At 69.9% G+C, this 15242-nt stretch carries 10 protein-coding genes and 2 pseudogenes; 2 read left to right on the top strand and 10 right to left on the bottom strand.

Annotated elements, in window-relative coordinates; all coding sequences use genetic code 11:
• Positions 1-83 precede the first annotated feature (83 nt).
• On the bottom strand, positions 84-1760 hold the full coding sequence (locus IEY95_RS46360; RefSeq protein ID WP_229703825.1) for an NAD(P)/FAD-dependent oxidoreductase: 1677 nt from the start codon (positions 1758-1760) through the stop codon (positions 84-86).
• Between the two features lie 271 nt (positions 1761-2031).
• On the opposite strand from IEY95_RS46360, the pseudogene IEY95_RS46355 reads away from it, so the two are divergent.
• Positions 2032-2799, top strand: a pseudogene (locus IEY95_RS46355) (polysaccharide deacetylase family protein).
• Between the two features lie 34 nt (positions 2800-2833).
• On the opposite strand, the pseudogene IEY95_RS46350 reads toward IEY95_RS46355, so the two are convergent.
• The 3 genes and pseudogenes from IEY95_RS46350 to IEY95_RS46340 form a co-directional block, all read right to left on the bottom strand.
• Positions 2834-4090, bottom strand: a pseudogene (locus IEY95_RS46350) (cytochrome P450 family protein).
• 23 nt (positions 4091-4113) lie between these two features.
• On the bottom strand, positions 4114-5331 hold the full coding sequence (locus IEY95_RS46345; RefSeq protein WP_189192361.1) for a cytochrome P450: 1218 nt from the start codon (positions 5329-5331) through the stop codon (positions 4114-4116).
• Between the two features lie 109 nt (positions 5332-5440).
• Positions 5441-6448 (bottom strand): DUF2278 family protein, encoded by a 1008-nt coding sequence (locus tag IEY95_RS46340; RefSeq protein ID WP_189192360.1) that lies wholly within the window; start codon positions 6446-6448, stop codon positions 5441-5443.
• Positions 6449-6574: 126 nt separating this feature from the next.
• On the opposite strand from IEY95_RS46340, the gene IEY95_RS46335 reads away from it, so the two are divergent.
• Positions 6575-7012: an SRPBCC family protein gene (locus IEY95_RS46335; protein WP_189192359.1), complete on the top strand. Its 438-nt coding sequence runs from the start codon at positions 6575-6577 to the stop codon at positions 7010-7012.
• A gap of 18 nt (positions 7013-7030) precedes the next feature.
• Here IEY95_RS46335 and IEY95_RS46330 read toward each other — a convergent pair whose 3' ends face one another.
• The 6 genes from IEY95_RS46330 to IEY95_RS46305 all read right to left on the bottom strand — a co-directional run bounded on the left by IEY95_RS46330 (position 7031) and on the right by IEY95_RS46305 (position 15194).
• Positions 7031-8203 carry a glycoside hydrolase family 6 protein gene (locus IEY95_RS46330; RefSeq protein WP_189192358.1) on the bottom strand — a complete coding sequence of 391 codons (1173 nt, stop codon included), beginning with the start codon at positions 8201-8203 and terminating at the stop codon, positions 7031-7033.
• A gap of 147 nt (positions 8204-8350) precedes the next feature.
• A complete protein-coding gene (locus IEY95_RS46325) occupies positions 8351-9502 on the bottom strand; it encodes an XdhC family protein (RefSeq protein WP_189192357.1) in 1152 nt (383 codons plus the stop codon).
• 95 nt (positions 9503-9597) lie between these two features.
• The gene (locus IEY95_RS46320) at positions 9598-11055 is read right to left on the bottom strand and encodes an NCS2 family permease (protein ID WP_189192356.1); all 1458 of its coding nucleotides are present in this window, start codon (positions 11053-11055) and stop codon (positions 9598-9600) included.
• Between the two features lie 256 nt (positions 11056-11311).
• A complete protein-coding gene (locus IEY95_RS46315) occupies positions 11312-13699 on the bottom strand; it encodes a xanthine dehydrogenase family protein molybdopterin-binding subunit (RefSeq protein ID WP_189192355.1) in 2388 nt (795 codons plus the stop codon).
• 2 nt (positions 13700-13701) lie between these two features.
• Entirely contained in the window at positions 13702-14304 is a 603-nt protein-coding gene (locus tag IEY95_RS46310) for a (2Fe-2S)-binding protein (protein ID WP_189192354.1), read from the bottom strand.
• On the bottom strand, positions 14304-15194 hold the full coding sequence (locus IEY95_RS46305) for an FAD binding domain-containing protein (protein WP_189192353.1): 891 nt from the start codon (positions 15192-15194) through the stop codon (positions 14304-14306). Before IEY95_RS46305 ends, IEY95_RS46310 begins: the two co-directional genes overlap by 1 nt.
• Between the last annotated feature and the right edge of the window lie 48 nt (positions 15195-15242).

The following is a 15242-nucleotide window of genomic DNA, read 5'->3' as shown; positions in this document are numbered from 1 at the left end:
AGAGGTGCCGGGACAGGCCCGGGAGACGCCACGAGAGGCCTGGGAGGTGCCTTCCGGTCGTGACCCGGAAGGCACCCACCGGGTCACCCGGGACGGCGCACGCCGCGCAGCCGCTCCCGGATCAGCCCGCCCATGGCGCCCTTGAGCAACGCGCCGACCTCGTCGGGAGCGTCGGTACGGACCCAGCGGGCGGCGCGCACGATGCGCGCCGGGGTGTTGTGGAAGAACCGGTCGGCCGGGTCCCCCAGACCGAGGGACGGCGGGAGATAGTCCGCCTCCCGGATGGCGTCGAAGATGCGGTCGGCGGCCGACTTGGGCGTGCGCGTACCGGCCTCGACCTCCTCGCACAGGGTGCGGGTCAGCGGCCCGAGGGCGTTGTAGTGCGCGCTTGTGGGGAACGGCGACCCCGGGTGCCGGGTCTGCTCCAGGTCGCGGAAGACGGAGTCGTCGCCGCTTCTGCCGTACGCGGCACACGCGTTCTCCACGGCGAGCGCGCCGAGCACGGTGCTCACCGTCCAGGTCCGTACGACAGCGTTGAAGAGCTCGAAGTCGCGGAAGGACACGAACGACGCGTACGCCAGATCGTCGTGCGTGTCGAACAGGGCCTGCTGGAGGTCCTCGACGTACTGGAACCGCTCGGTGCACCAGTCGCCCTCGCGCGCCGCGTCGATCAGGCGCCGGCCGAGCGCGTTGACGACCTCCAGACTGTGGGCGAGGCCGCGCGAGTAGAGCGGGTCGACGAATCCGGCGGCGTGGGACGCCAGGCAGTAACGGTCGCCCACGACGCGTTGCGAGGAGTACTGGAGCCGTCCGGTCGCGGTCCAGGGCCGGGCGGGCTCCGCGTGAGCGAACTGCCGTGCCAGATCCGGGAATTGGGCCAGGACTTCGTCGAACTCCCGCTGCGGCGGGGGGCCGCCGGCGGGGTGCTTGCGCGGATCCAGGGTGAGGCCCACACTGCACAGGCTGTTGGTGGAGCGGGGCTGGTTGTCGAAGGGGATCACCCACAGCCAGCCGCCGTCGAAGACATGGTGCAGCGTCCCCTGGTGCCAGGGGCTGGGCCGGTCGTGCAGTCGCCCGGCCGGTGTCTCGTCGTAGGGCATCACGCCCGTCATGTGCGTGAAGAGTGTGCGGGAGTGGTGCCGCGCCCGGGTGGGCTTCTCGCGCAGCGCCAACTCCCGCGGTAACAGCGCGTCATGGCCTCCCGCGTCGACCACGTACTGTGCGGTGAACTCCTCACCGCCCGCGCTGCGCAGGGTCACTCCGGTGCCCGCGTCGATCCGGAGCCCGTCGACGCGTGCGCCGGGTCCGGTGCGCACATCGGCCCCGTACCGCCGCGCGACGCCCAGCAGATGGGCGTCGATGTCCTCCCGGAAGAGATGCGGCACAGGCGGAACGACGGAGGGGTTGACGACCTGGTAGATCTCACCCGGGTGCTGGCGCAGATGTGCGCGGTGGTGGACGAACCCCATGTTGCGCATCACGCCGCAGCGGGAGGAGACCTCACGCTGAACCGCCTTGAGGCTGGTGAGGTGTTCGACCTCGGGCACGCCGTAGCGCCGGGCGACCACGCGGGCGAGTGCCGCGGTGTAGGGCACCATCGACTCCCCCACCGCGAAGCGCGGGGGCTGCTCGCCCTCGACGAGCAGCGTCCGCACCCCGTTCCGCGCCAGGACGGCCGCGAGCAGCGACCCGGCGAAGCCACCGCCGATCACGGCGACCTCGTACATCGTGCGCGGACTGTCCTTGCCGGTCACGTTCACGTGCCTCACCGCCGCTCGGCGCACAGGAATTCTCGGTGTGCAGAATTCTACAGGCGATGACTTATTCGGTAAAGGCCGCTCACAGGAAGCTCGTTCACTACGGAGGCAGTCGGCACGCGAAGTGGGATGTGATCGTCGGCGCGTGCCCGACGAGGCCCGCGGTCATGGCAGGCGGTCGGCCCGGAGCGGGCATTTCACGCAGCACAGGTGGCTATACATCCAGTGTATACACCGCATGTATAGTCTCGGCATGCCTTCACTGACCGGGAAGATGAAAAGACCGCGGACCAGGTTCCGTGCGGCGGCGACTATCTCCGCCGTCATCGCGCTGGCCCTGCCGCTCACGGGGTGTACGACACTCCACACCACCGCGCCGAGCGCCGCCCGCGCGCAGGCCAAGGCCGACGTACAGGCGCGGTTCGGGACCGTGGACTGCCGGAAGGCCAAGTGCATCGCGCTGACCTTCGACGCCGGCCCGAGTGAGCACTCGGCCCGACTGCTCGACATCCTCAAGGAGAAGCAGGTCCCGGCGACCTTCTTCCTGCTCGGCAAGCGGCACATCGAGAAGTACCCCGAGCTGGTGAAGCGCATGGCCGACGAGGGACACGAGGTCGCCAGCCACACCTGGGACCACAAGATCCTCACGCGGATCTCGCCGGAGCAGATACGGGAGGAGCTGCAGTAGCCCGACGACGCGATAGAGCGGCTCACCGGGCACAAGCCGACGCTGATGCGGCCGCCGCAGGGCCGTACCAACGACACGGTGCACAGGATCAGCCGCGAACTGGGGCTCGCGGAGGTGCTGTGGAGCGTGACCGCCAAGGACTACCAGACGAGCGATCCCGAGCTGATACAGAAGCGCGTCCTGCAGCAGTCGTCCCGGGACGGGATCATCCTGCTGCACGACCTCTACCCGGGCACCGTGCCCGCGGTGCCCGGGATCATCGACGCGCTGAAGAAGCGGGGGTACGTGTTCGTGACGGTGCCCCAGCTGCTGGCACCGGGTAAGGCCAAGCCCGGCACGGTGTACCGGCCTTGACGGATCGTTGATCGTCAGGAGTAGCGCGGAGAAATCAGGAGACTCCGCCGAGCCGCACCGGCAGCGTCCGGTAGCCGTGGCCGATGAACGACTCGGCGAGCCGTGCCGGTCCCGCCGACTCGTCGAGGCTCAGCCCCGGGAATCGCTCGAACAGGGCCGGGAGCGCGACGGAGGCCTCCAGCCGGGCCAGCGGGGCGCCGATGCAGTAGTGGACGCCGTGGCCGAAGGCGAGGTGCTCCTTGTCGGCGCGGGCGATGTCGAAGCGGGCCGCACCGTCGCCGTGCCGCAGGGGGTCGCGACCGGCCGCCGCGTACGTCGCGAGGATCGCGTCGCCCTGGGGGATCAGTGTGCCGTCGGGGAGCTTGATGTCCTCGACGGCGTACCGCAGCGGGAGGTTGGCGATCGAGGGGGCCCACCGCAGGGTCTCCTCGATGACATCGCTCCAGGGGATCTCGCCGCCGAGGACGCGGGCGAGCTGGTCGGGGTGGCTCAGCAGGGCGTGCACCGCGTTGCCGATCAGGTTCACCGTCGTCTCGTGGCCCGCGCCGATGACGAGGAGGAGGGTGTCGATCAACTCGGCCTCACTGAGCCGGGAGCCCTCCTCGTCGCGGGCCGCGATCAGGGCGGTCGTCATGTCATCGCCGGGCTGCTCGCGCTTCGACGCGACCAGACCGGCGAGCAGTTCATGGATCTCCTGCCAGGTCGCCATGGCCTGTTCCGGAGTGATGGTGGTGTCCATGTTGGCCTCGATGAGGCGCGCGGTGTCGGCCCGCTTCTCCTCGGGCAGGCCGAACAGCTCGCAGATCACCTGCATCGGGAGCGGGTGGGCATATGCGGACCGCAGGTCGGTCCGTCCCTCGGGCGCCTCGGACATGCGGTCCAGAAGAGTGGCGGTGAGTTCTTCGATACGGGGCTTCAGGGCGTCCGTACGGCGTTTGGTGAACGCGGGCGAGACGAGCTTGCGCAGCCTGCGATGGTTTGCACCGTACGCGGTGAACATGTTGGTCACGCCGACCTAGAGATTGATCCAGCTGTCCCGGTACTTGCCATCGATCCACGCGGGCCAGTGCTGGTTGGGGTCCTTGGAGACCCGGTCGTCGGCGAGGAGTTGCTTGAGGACCTCGTACTGGGTGGGGGCCCAGGCCCGTATCCCGCCCGGGAGTTCGATGGGGGCAACGGCGATGGGGGCACCTCCCGTGCCGTTAAGGCTACGGGGGAGCTCACGCAGCCGGTCTGCCTCCCCGTGGAGGTCGGCGCCTGCGGGATCGATGACGTAGGGCTGGTCCGGCACGTGGGCTCCTGTCGCGGGGCGGGTCACCAGTCGAGGTGCAGTGTTTCGGGCGAGCGGTGGATCATGGTCGGTCGCATGGTGACCGGGTGGTTCGCGTCGAGCCGAAGGTCTGGCAGTCGGCGTGTCAACAGCTCCAGGGAGACGCGGAGTTGCTCGCGCGCGAGCTGTGCTCCGGGGCAGGCATGCACCCCGAACCCGAAGGCCAGATGGCGGCCGGGCTCACGGGTGATGTCGAACTCGTCGGGCCGTTCGTGGCGCGCTCCGTCCCGGTTCGCCGCGCCGAAGGCGACGAACACGCTGGATCCTTCCGGCAGTTCCGTGCCCGCCAGGGTGACCGTGCGGGTGGTGACGCGGCGGAATCCCTGCAGTGCGGTGTCGTAGCGCGCGGCCTCTTCGACGGCTGCCGGAATGCGCTCGGGTTCCGCGCACAGCAGCTCCCACTGGCGTGGATGCCGCAGCAGGTGCAACACCGTGCTGCCGATGAGGGCGGTGGTGGTCAGATGGCCCGCGAGGAGGAGGTTCTGCAGATGCGCCACGAGTTCGTGTCGCTGGTCGAGCGTCAACTCGCCGTCCCCGGGCGCGAGGGAGGCGATGAGTTCGGTGGCGAGATCCTCCCGCGGACGGGCGCGGCGCTCACGTATGAGCCCGTCGAGGATGTGCTGCATCGTCACGACGTCCTGTGCGGCGGCTACTTGTCCGTCCTCGTCCAGGGGGCGGAACAGCAGCTCCTCGGCTCGATGGCCGCCGTGGACGACGGCGGGTACATCCTCGGGGTCCAACCCGACGATCCGCCCGATGACCTCGCCCGGCAGTCGCCGCGCGTACCCGGACATCAGCTCGACATGACCGTCCTTGACGAAGGCGTCGACGAGCGCGGCGGCTCGCTCGGCGGCGTACGGGAGGACGGCCGCGACCCGCGCCGGCGACAGGCCCCGGACGATCGGGGCCCGCAACTCCTGATGCCGGACCCCGTCGGCGGTGACGACGACGGGACGGCCGCCGAATCCGCCGCCCAGCACGGCCAACGCGGCGGGCGACGGCAGTACGTCCGGCCTGAGCGCATTGGCCGACGAGAAGTCCTCCGCCCGCCGCAGCACCTCTCGTACGTCCGCGTCCCGAGTCACCACCCAGGCGTCCAGCTCGGGCACGTGGACAAGCCCGTCGGTGCCCCGCGCCCGCGCGTAGTGCGGATAGGGATCGCGCTGCAACTCATCGAGTCTGCTGTGCAGTTCGGGGTCCATGGGGCGCCCTCCGGACAGCGGTGCGGGGTCGCGCTCATGGTGTCGCAGGGAAGGCTGGGCTGGTAGGTGGCCTTGGGACAAGGGCGGCGAAAAGGACGGCACAGGGGCGTCAGAACACCACGGTCCAGCCCTCGCGTGCGGCCTGCTGGGCGGTGTACGAGACGCCGTGCGCCTTCAGGCCGTCGGCGCCGAGGAGGGTGATCTGACCGCCGTTGTTGCCCAGTTGGACTCCGTCCGTGAGGGGGACCACCAGGGCGGCACCGGCGGCGAGTGGCCCTGGGGGCACCGCGCAGCTGTGGCCGAGCCGGTCGGCGACGCGCCAGCCGGTGAGGTCGACCGGGTCGGGCGAGGCGTTGATGAGCGTGACGTTCTCGGATTCGGGCGCCGGGCCGCGGGGATTGACGAGGGCCGCCACGATGCGCACCGGTTGACCGCCCGGCTCGGGGCGGGGGCCGGGCGGGACGATCGCGTGACCGGTGATGTCGTCCGTGTGCCAGGCCTGACTCTGGAAGGCGAGGAAGACGCCCACCCAGCGCGACTGGGCCGGGAAGTGGATCAGCAGCCCGCCGTCCTGCCAGACCCCGTCGTCGTCCTGGAAGCGGGCGCTGTTGCCCTGGTTCATGTGAATGTCGTGCACGCCGTTTCCGGGCAGGAACCCGAAGACCTTGTCCCGGACGGTCGGCTCGGGGCCGAAGCGCTCGCCGAAGACGTACATCCGGGCGGCCGGGTCGTCCACCGCGCGCCGTACGTAGTGGTCGAGCAGGTCGGCCAGGTCATTGTCGGGACCCGCCACGTCCGGTGGCAGGGGGCGCATCTTCGCCGGGTCGAAGAGGTTGCCCCGTACGAAGTCGAGGTTCGGGCCGCCGGGGCCCGGCGGCAATGTGTTCCAGCCGGAGGCCAGGCCTTCCAGGTGCGTGGTGACCGGGTGCTGGAAGTCGTCGTCGACGAGATAGAGCAGCTCGGAGGGCCGCTCCTGGGACATCACGTTCACCGCCGCGCGGTAGTGCGTCCCTTGATCGTCCGTCAGATGGATCTGGTAGTGCGGAGTGTCGACGGATTCCTCTCGGCGGGTGTCGACCGCCCGTGTGATCAGTACGCCGTACGCCTTCAGCGGCATGGTGACCAACTCCCCCTGGGGGGCGGCGCCATTGCTCGCCCCATGAGGGAATGGTAGGGCGATGGCGCCCGATTTCAGGTGGTTGCGCGAGAATTCATCGCCCGTTCGGCTGCCTACGATCACCCAGTGGTCCTCTTCCTGCTGGAACGCGTATCCCCGCACCCGGTCGACTCGAGCTGGCGGCGCCTGACCGACTGGCCCCGGCACGCGGACGTCGTACCGCTGACCCGGGTCACCGTCCTCACTCCGCCGCCGATGCGGGAGGGCACGGTGTTCGTGGCGCGGTCGGGGGCGGGGCCCCTGGCCTTCGACGACCCCATGGAGGTCGTGACGTGGCAGCCACCGCGGGAGGGGGGCCCGGGGATGTGCCGGTTGGTCAAGCGCGGCACCTTCGTCACGGGATGGGCCGAGATCGAGGTGCGCCCGGTGGGTGACGGGGGCTCACGGGTGCTCTGGCGGGAGGATCTGAGGGTGCGGTGGCTGCCCCGGGCCGCCGACCGGCCGCTGAGGTGGGCGGCGCGGTGGATGTTCGGGCGGGCCGTGGACGGGCTGCTGCGGGGCTGAGCGACACGAGTGCCGCTCTCACGGCCCGTCGAAGATCGGCGGGTCGGCGAACCGTACGAGCTCCAGGGCCTGTTCGGGGAACCAGTCCCCCGCGTCGGGGTCGACCATCCCGCGTTCCGGGTCCTCGGGTCCCGCCGTACCGCGCAGACACAGCCCGTCCGACTCGCCCGGCGTCTTGATCCACACCCTGGCGTCCTGCAAGGGGTCACCGGTGCGCAGGGTCGGGCGGGCACCGAGGCCCCTGTCCGGCGGATTGCACCAGTCCTGCGCGTCGGTGTATTTCCCGGCGGGCGGAGTCCAGGGCCCCTGTCCGTTGCGGCTGGAGTCGGTGACGAAGTGCTTCATCCGGGACGGGGGTGTGTGCACATGCGCGTCGAGCCAGGCCTGCGCGTCGGCCCGCGGCCACCACTGGTGGGGACAGGCGGCGACATCGCCGCCTCCGTCGACGTACGCCAGACACGACGAGATCAGCTTGCCGTACCAGGAGTTGGCGTCGTCGGTGTGGTAGTTCGAGGCGTTGGTGTAGAAGCCGGAGGCGTGTGCGATGCCGCCCCTGATGAGGCGCGGCACGATCGAGTTGACGGTGTGCCAGCCCGGGTGCCCGGAGTCGAGATAGACCCGGGTGCCGGCCAGTGGCTCCAGCTTGTCCACCGCGTAGTTGACCTCCCCATACCGCGCGGCGGTCTTCGTGCCCTGCGCGTCGTCCTGCCCGCAGTCGGAGGGCAGCAGGGCGAGCGCGTCGGGTTCGAGGGTGACGATCGCGTCGCGGCTTCCGACTCCTCGCGCCACCGCGTCGATCCACTCCTTGTACTCCGCCGTGTTGGCGGCCCCGCCCGCGGAGTAGTTGGAGCAGTCCCGGCCGGGGATGTTGTACAGCGCGAACACGGGGATCGCGTCGGAGCGGTCCGCGTCCCGCGCGACCGCGCGGATCAGCCGCTCCACCTGATCCGGGGACTGGTCGCCGTACCAGACGGCCTGCGGGGTGTTCACCATGGTCAGGACGCCTGCCGCGTCGAGGAATTGGCCCGCGCGGGCGAGGTCGAGGGCCTGCCGGTACGCCGCTGGATTGGCGTCGGGAACGTACAGCGAAGGTCCGTGCTCCACCGACTCCGCGGCTTGCGCCGATGGTCCCACGAAGAGGGCGGCCAGCCCGACCGACAAGGCGGCGAGCCACGTTGAGGCACGTCTCATCCGGGTTCACTCCTGTTCGCAACGGTCACGGGGGACTTGCGGGAGCGCTCCCACAGGAGCGTCGTCGAGGGGCATGCTCGCGTCAATACGCGAGGCACGAGAAAGGGCCCGCCACATTCCGTGGCGGGCCCCTTCCTCGTACGTCGGTCAGGCCACCGACCCGATCCGAGCCGCAGGGCCCGACGCCCCCTCGTGATGAATCGGCGTGTGCGCCCCCGTCAGCGAAACCCCACTCCCCCCACGCCGACCGGCCACGATCTCCGACGCGATCGACAGCGCCGTCTCCTCGGGCGTACGCGCCCCGAGGTCGAGACCGATCGGCGACCGGAGCCGTGCCAACTCCAGCTCGCTCACGCCGACTTCTCTCAACCGCTCGTTCCGGTCGAGGTGCGTCCGTCGCGACCCCATCGCACCGACGTACCCGACAGGCAGCCGCAGCGCGAGCTGGAGCAGCGGTACGTCGAACTTGGCGTCGTGGGTCAGGACGCAGAGCACCGTGCGGGAGTCGACCTCGGTGCGCTCCAGGTACGTGTGGGGCCACTCGACGACGATCTCGTCGGCTTCGGGGAAACGGGTGGCGGTGGCGAAGACCGGGCGGGCGTCGCACACCGTCACGTGGTAGTTCAGGAACTTGCCCACGCGGACCAGTGCCGACGCGAAGTCGATCGCACCGAAGACGATCATGCGCGGGGGCGGCACCGAGGACTCGACCAGTACCGTGAGCGGTGCTCCGCAGCGAGAGCCCTGCTCTCCGATCTCCACGGTGCCGGTGCGGCCCGCGTCCAGGAGGGCGGCCGCCTCGCCCACGACGGTGCTGTCCAGTTCGGGGTGACCGCCGAAGCCGCCCTCGTACGAGCCGTCGGGGCGTACGACGAGGGCGCGTCCCATCAACTCCTCGGGCCCGGACACGATCCGTGCGACCGCCGCCGCCTCCTTGGCCGCCGCCGCGGCCAGCGCGGTCGCGAGCACCGGTCGGGCGAGGTCGTCGGCACGGACCGGCGTGACCAGGATGTCGATGATGCCGCCGCAGGTCAGGCCTACGGCGAAGGCGTCGTCGTCGCTGTAGCCGAAGCGCTCGAGGACGGTTTCCCCGTCCTTGAGCGCCTGTTGGCACAGTTCATAGACCGCGCCCTCCACACAACCGCCGGAGACCGAGCCGATCGCTGTGCCGTCGGAGTCGACGGCGAGTGCGGCGCCCGGCTGGCGGGGTGCGCTGCCGCCGACGGCCACCACGGTGGCGACGGCGAAGTCGCGTCCCTGCTCGACCCACCGGTGCAGCTCTTCGGCGATGTCCAGCATCTCTCGGTCTCCTTGGACGACGTAACGGCGGTTGTGTGGAAGGCGGGTCCTGTCGCCGCGAGGCAGGCGCCGGTTCGACGACAGGACCCTGGGCGTCAGTGCACGCCCATCCAGCTCTCGATGGGGTTGAGGGCGAAGTAGACCAGGAAGATCGCCGTCAGGCCCCACATGAACGCCCCGATCTCCCGGGCCTTGCCCTGGGCGATCTTGATGGCGACGTAACTGATGACTCCGGCCGCGACGCCCGCGGTGATGGAGTACGTGAACGGCATGATCACCACGGTCAGGAAGACCGGGATCGCGGTGGCCCGGTCGGCCCAGTCCACATGGCGGGCGTTCATCATCATCATCGCGCCGATGACGACCAGCGCCGCTGCCGCCACCTCGCCGGGGACGATCGCCGTCAGCGGCGTGAAGAACAGGCAGGCCGCGAAGAACAAGCCGGTGACGACCGCGGAGAGGCCCGTGCGGGCGCCCTCGCCGACGCCGGTCGCCGATTCGACGAAGACCGTCTGCCCGGACGCGCCGGCGACGCCGCCGACCGCTCCGCCGGCGCCGTCGATGAACAGCGCCTTGGACAGGCCGGGCATCCGGCCCTTGTCGTCGGCGAGGTTGGCCTCGGTGCCGACGCCGATGATCGTCGCCATCGCGTCGAAGAATCCGGCGAGCACGAGGGTGAAGACGATCATGCCGACCGTCATCGCGCCGACCTCGCCCCAGCCACCGAACTCGACATGGCCGAAGAGCGAGAAGTCCGGCATCGAGACCGCGCTGCCGTGCAGTTCGGGAGCGCCGCTGGCCCACTGCTTGGGGTCGATGACGCCGAGTCCGTTGAGGACGACGGCCACGAGCGTGCCGGAGACGATGCCGATGAGGATCGCACCGGGAACGCCCCGCGCCTGGAGCATGAAGATCAGCAGCAGGGTCGCCGCGAAGAGCAGGACCGGCCAGCCGGCGAGTTCACCGGTCGGGCCGAGCGTGACCGGGGTCGCCTTGCCCTGGTGGACGAAGCCGGCCTTGACCAGACCGATCAGTGCGATGAACAGGCCGATGCCCATGGTGATCGCGTGCTTGAGCGCCAGCGGAATCGCGTTCATGATCATCTCACGCAGGCCGGTGACGACCAGGAGCATGATCACGGCGCCGTACATCACGCACATGCCCATGGCCTGCGGCCAGGTCATCTGCGGGGCCACCTGGGAGGAGAGCACACCCGAGACGGAGAGTCCGGCGGCGAGGGCGAGCGGCACCTTGCCGACGAAGCCCATGAGAAGCGTGGTGAAGGCCGCCGCGAACGCGGTCGCGGTGATCAGGGCCTTCTGGCCGAGCGTGTCCCCCGCCGCGTCCTTGCCGGACAGGATGAGGGGGTTGAGCAGCAGGATGTACGCCATCGCCATGAAGGTGGTGACGCCACCGCGCACCTCACGCGCGATCGAGCTTCCCCGCTGGGATATGTGAAAGTACCGGTCGAGCCAAGACCGTCCGGCCGGGACACGGCTACCCGTGCCCGCGTCCTCCGCGGCGGTCTTCGGCTCCAGTGACTGCTGGGTCATGTGGGCCTACTCCCAAGGTTCAAAGGGGCACCCGCATCAGCCGCCCTGACGGCTGGTCAACCACGAGTGTGGCCGCGGGATTTGGGAAGGTGCTTCGGCCGCACGACCCGGGGGACGGCCCGAGACGAACGAAAGGGACTGGTGCTGGTACTGACTTGAGTCCAAGTTCCGCGAGCGGTGCGGTACTTGAGTACTCCGGGCGGCGCGACGAAGTGTGACGTTCCCTGCGCCGCCCGGAGAGTCCTGCCCGGTGCCTTTACGCGGTGCCCGTGAGGTGCTCGGGGCGTACCGGCGTCCGGTTGAGCTCCAGACCCGTCGCGTTCCGGATCGCCGCGAGGACGGCCGGAGTCGAGGAGAGGGTCGGGGCCTCGCCGATGCCACGGAGCCCGTACGGGGCGTGGTCGTCGGCGAGTTCGAGCACGTCGACGGGGATGGTCGGCGTGTCGAGGATGGTGGGGATCAGATAGTCCGTGAAGGAAGGGTTGCGCACCTTCGCGGTCTTGGGGTCGACGATGATCTCCTCCATGACCGCCACGCCCAGGCCCTGGGTGGTACCACCCTGGATCTGACCGATGACGGACAGCGGGTTGAGCGCCTTGCCGACATCCTGGGCGCAGGCCAGCTCGATGACCTTGACCAGGCCCAGCTCGGTGTCCACCTCGACCACCGCGCGGTGGGCGGCGAAGGTGTACTGGACGTGGCCGAAGCCCTGCCCTGTGCGCAGGTCGAAGGGCTCCGTCGGACGGTGCCTCCACTCGGCCTCGACCTCGACGGCCTCGCCTTCGAGCACATCGGCCAGGTCGGCGAGGACCTCGCCGCCGTCGGTGACGACCTTGCCGCCCTCCAGGAGCAGCTCGGCCGTCGCCCAAGCGGGGTGGTACGTACCGAACTTGCGGCGGCCGAGCTCCAGGACCTTCTCACGGACGAGCTCGCAGGAGTTCTTGACGGCGCCACCGGTGACGTACGTCTGACGCGAGGCCGAGGTCGAGCCCGCCGACCCCACCTGCGTGTCGGCCGGGTGGATGGTCACGTGGGTGACGCCCAGCTCGGTGCGGGCGATCTGCGCGTGGACGGTGACGCCGCCCTGGCCGACCTCCGCCATGGCCGTGTGGACGGTCGCTACGGGCTCGCCGCCCACGACCTCCATGCGGACCTTGGCGGTCGAGTAGTCGTCGAAGCCCTCGGAGAAGCCGACGTTCTTGATGCCCACCGCGTAGCCGACTCCACGTACGACGCCTTCGCCGTGTGTGGTGTTGGAGAGGCCGCCCGGCAACTGGCGTACGTCGGCGGCCTCGCCGGCCGCGAGCCACTGCTGCTCCGGCGGCAGCGGCATCGCCTTGACGCGGCGCAGGAGTTCGGCGACCGGGGCGGGCGAGTCGACGGCCTGCCCGGTCGGCATGATCGTCCCCTGCTCCATCGCGTTGAGCTGACGGAAGGCGACCCGGTCCATGCCCACCGCGTCCGCGAGCTTGTCCATCTGCGCCTCGTAGGCGAAGCACGCCTGGACCGCGCCGAAGCCGCGCATGGCTCCGCAGGGCGGGTTGTTGGTGTAGAGGGCGATGGCCTCGATGTCGACGTTGTCGACGACGTACGGTCCGGCGCCCAGCGAGGAGGCGTTGCCGACGACCGCCGGGGAGGCCGACGCGTAGGCGCCACCGTCGAGGACGATCCGGGCCTTCAGGTGGGTGAGTTTGCCGTCCTTCGTCGCGCCGTGCTCGTAGGAGAGCTTCGCGGGGTGACGGTGGACGTGCCCGAAGAAGGACTCGAAGCGGTTGTAGACGATCTTGACCGGCTTGCCGGTGCGGAGCGCCAGCAGACAGGCGTGGATCTGCATCGACAGGTCCTCACGGCCGCCGAAGGCACCGCCGACACCGGAGAGCGTCATACGGACCTTGTCCTCGGGCAGGCCGAGCACGGGCGCGATCTGCTTGAGGTCCGAGTGCAGCCACTGGGTGGCGATGTAGAGCTCGACGCCGCCGTCCTCGGACGGGACGGCGAGTCCGGACTCGGGGCCGAGGAAGGCCTGGTCCTGCATGCCGAAGGTGTACTCGCCCTTGACGATGAAGTCGGCCTTCTTGGCGGCCTCTTCGACGTTGCCGCGGATGATCGGCTGGCGGTGCACGATGTTCGGGTGCGGGACGTGGCCGATGTGGTGGTCGTCGCGGCCCTCGTGGATCAGGATCGCGTCGGGGGCGGTCGCGGACGCCTCGTCCGTGATGACCGGGAGTTCCTTGTACTCGACCTTGATCTTGGCGGCGGCGCGGCGCGCGGTCTCCGGATGGTCGGCGGCGACGATGGCGACCGGCTCGCCGTGGTGGCGTACCTTGCCGTGCGCGAGGACCGGGGTGTCCTGGATCTCCAGGCCGTAGTTCTTCACCTCGGTGGGCAGGTCGTCGTACGTCATGACGGCGTAGACGCCGGGCTGCGCGAGGGCCTCGGAGGTGTCGATCGACACGATCTCGGCGTGGGCGACGGTGGAGCGAAGGATCTGGCCCCACAGCATGTCCTCGTGCCACATGTCGGACGAGTACGCGAACTCGCCGGTGACCTTGAGGGTGCCGTCCGGGCGCAGCGTGGACTCGCCGATGCCGCCCTTGGTCTTGGAGCCCTGTGTGATGTTGGTGGGCGTACCAGTCGTACCCATCGTCAGACCGCCTCAGACTGCCGGGCGGCCGCGAGGCGGACCGCGTCCATGATCTTCTCGTAGCCGGTGCAGCGGCACAGGTTGCCCGAGAGCGCCTCGCGGATGTCCGCGTCGGTCGGGTTCGGGGTGCGCTCCAGCATCTCGTCCGCCGCGACCAGCAGACCCGGGGTGCAGAAGCCGCACTGGACGGCACCGGCGTCGATGAACGCCTGCTGGATGGACGAGAGTTCGCCGCCCTCGCCGGTCTGCGAGTCGTGGCCCTTCGCCGCCCACTGTTTGGCCTCGTCGAGCGACGTGCCCGACCCGCCGGGGGTGCCGCAGGCGCCGGTGGCGCAACCGCCGTGCTCCGCACGCTGCTTGGCGAAGTCCGCGAGACCCTCGACCGTGACGACCTCGCGGCCCTCGACCTGACCGGCCGCGACCAGACACGAACAGACCGGCACACCGTCGAGGCGGACCGTGCAGGAACCGCACTCGCCCTGCTCACAGGCGTTCTTCGAACCCGGCAGGCCAAGGCGCTCCCGCAGCACGTACAGAAGGGACTCGCCCTCCCACACGTCGTCGGCTTCCTGCTGACGGCCGTTGACCGTGAAATTGACGCGCATTACGCGACTCCCTCCGTGCTGGCGGCGGTGCCGCGGTACGACTCCCAGGTCCAGGTCAGGGTGCGGCGGGCCATGATGCCGACCGCGTGGCGGCGGTAGCTCGCGGTGCCCCGGACGTCGTCGATCGGATTGCAGGCGGCGGAGCACAGGTCCGCGAACTGCTTGGCGACCGACGGGGTGATGATCTTGCCGTTGTCCCAGAAGCCGCCCTCTTCGAGCGCCGCGCTCAGGAACTCCTCGGCGGCCTTGGCACGGACCGGGGTCGGCGCGGCCGAGCCGATGCCGGTGCGGACCGTGCGGGTCTCGGGGTGCAGAGCCAGGCCGAAGGCGCACACCGCGATCACCATCGCGTTGCGGGTGCCGACCTTCGAGTACTGCTGGGGGCCGTCCGCCTTCTTGATGTGCACGGCCCTGATCAGCTCGTCCGCCGCGAGCGCGTTGCGCTTCACTCCGGTGTAGAACTCGTCGATCGGAATCAGCCGCGAGCCGCGTACGGACTCGACCTCGACCTCGGCGCCCGCCGCGAGGAGCGCGGGGTGGGCGTCACCGGCCGGGGAGGCGGTGCCGAGGTTGCCGCCCACGCCGCCGCGGTTACGGATCTGCGGAGAGGCCACGGTGTGCGAGGCCAGGGCCAGGCCGGGAAGCTCGCCGCGCAGATTCTCCATGATCCGGGTGTACGGAACGGAGGCGCCCAGGCGCACGCTCTCCTCGCCGACCTCCCACTCGCTCAGCTCGCCGATGCGGTTCAGGTCAAGGAGGTACTCGGGCCGGCGGTGGTCGAAGTTGATCTCGACCATCACATCGGTGCCACCCGCAATCGGCACAGCGGTGGGGTGCTCAGCCTTGGCGGCGAGCGCCTCCTCCCAGCTGGCGGGGCGAAGGAAGTCCATGAGTGGCTCTCTTCTTCGTATCGTGGGTCGTTCTGTTTGAGCCAAAGA

Origin of the sequence: Streptomyces albiflavescens, assembly GCF_014645835.1 — a bacterium.
Classification (GTDB): Bacteria; Actinomycetota; Actinomycetes; order Streptomycetales; family Streptomycetaceae; genus Streptomyces; species Streptomyces albiflavescens.
The sequence above is the reverse complement of the archived record's forward strand: the minus strand, read 5'-3'. Positions and strand labels throughout refer to the sequence as shown.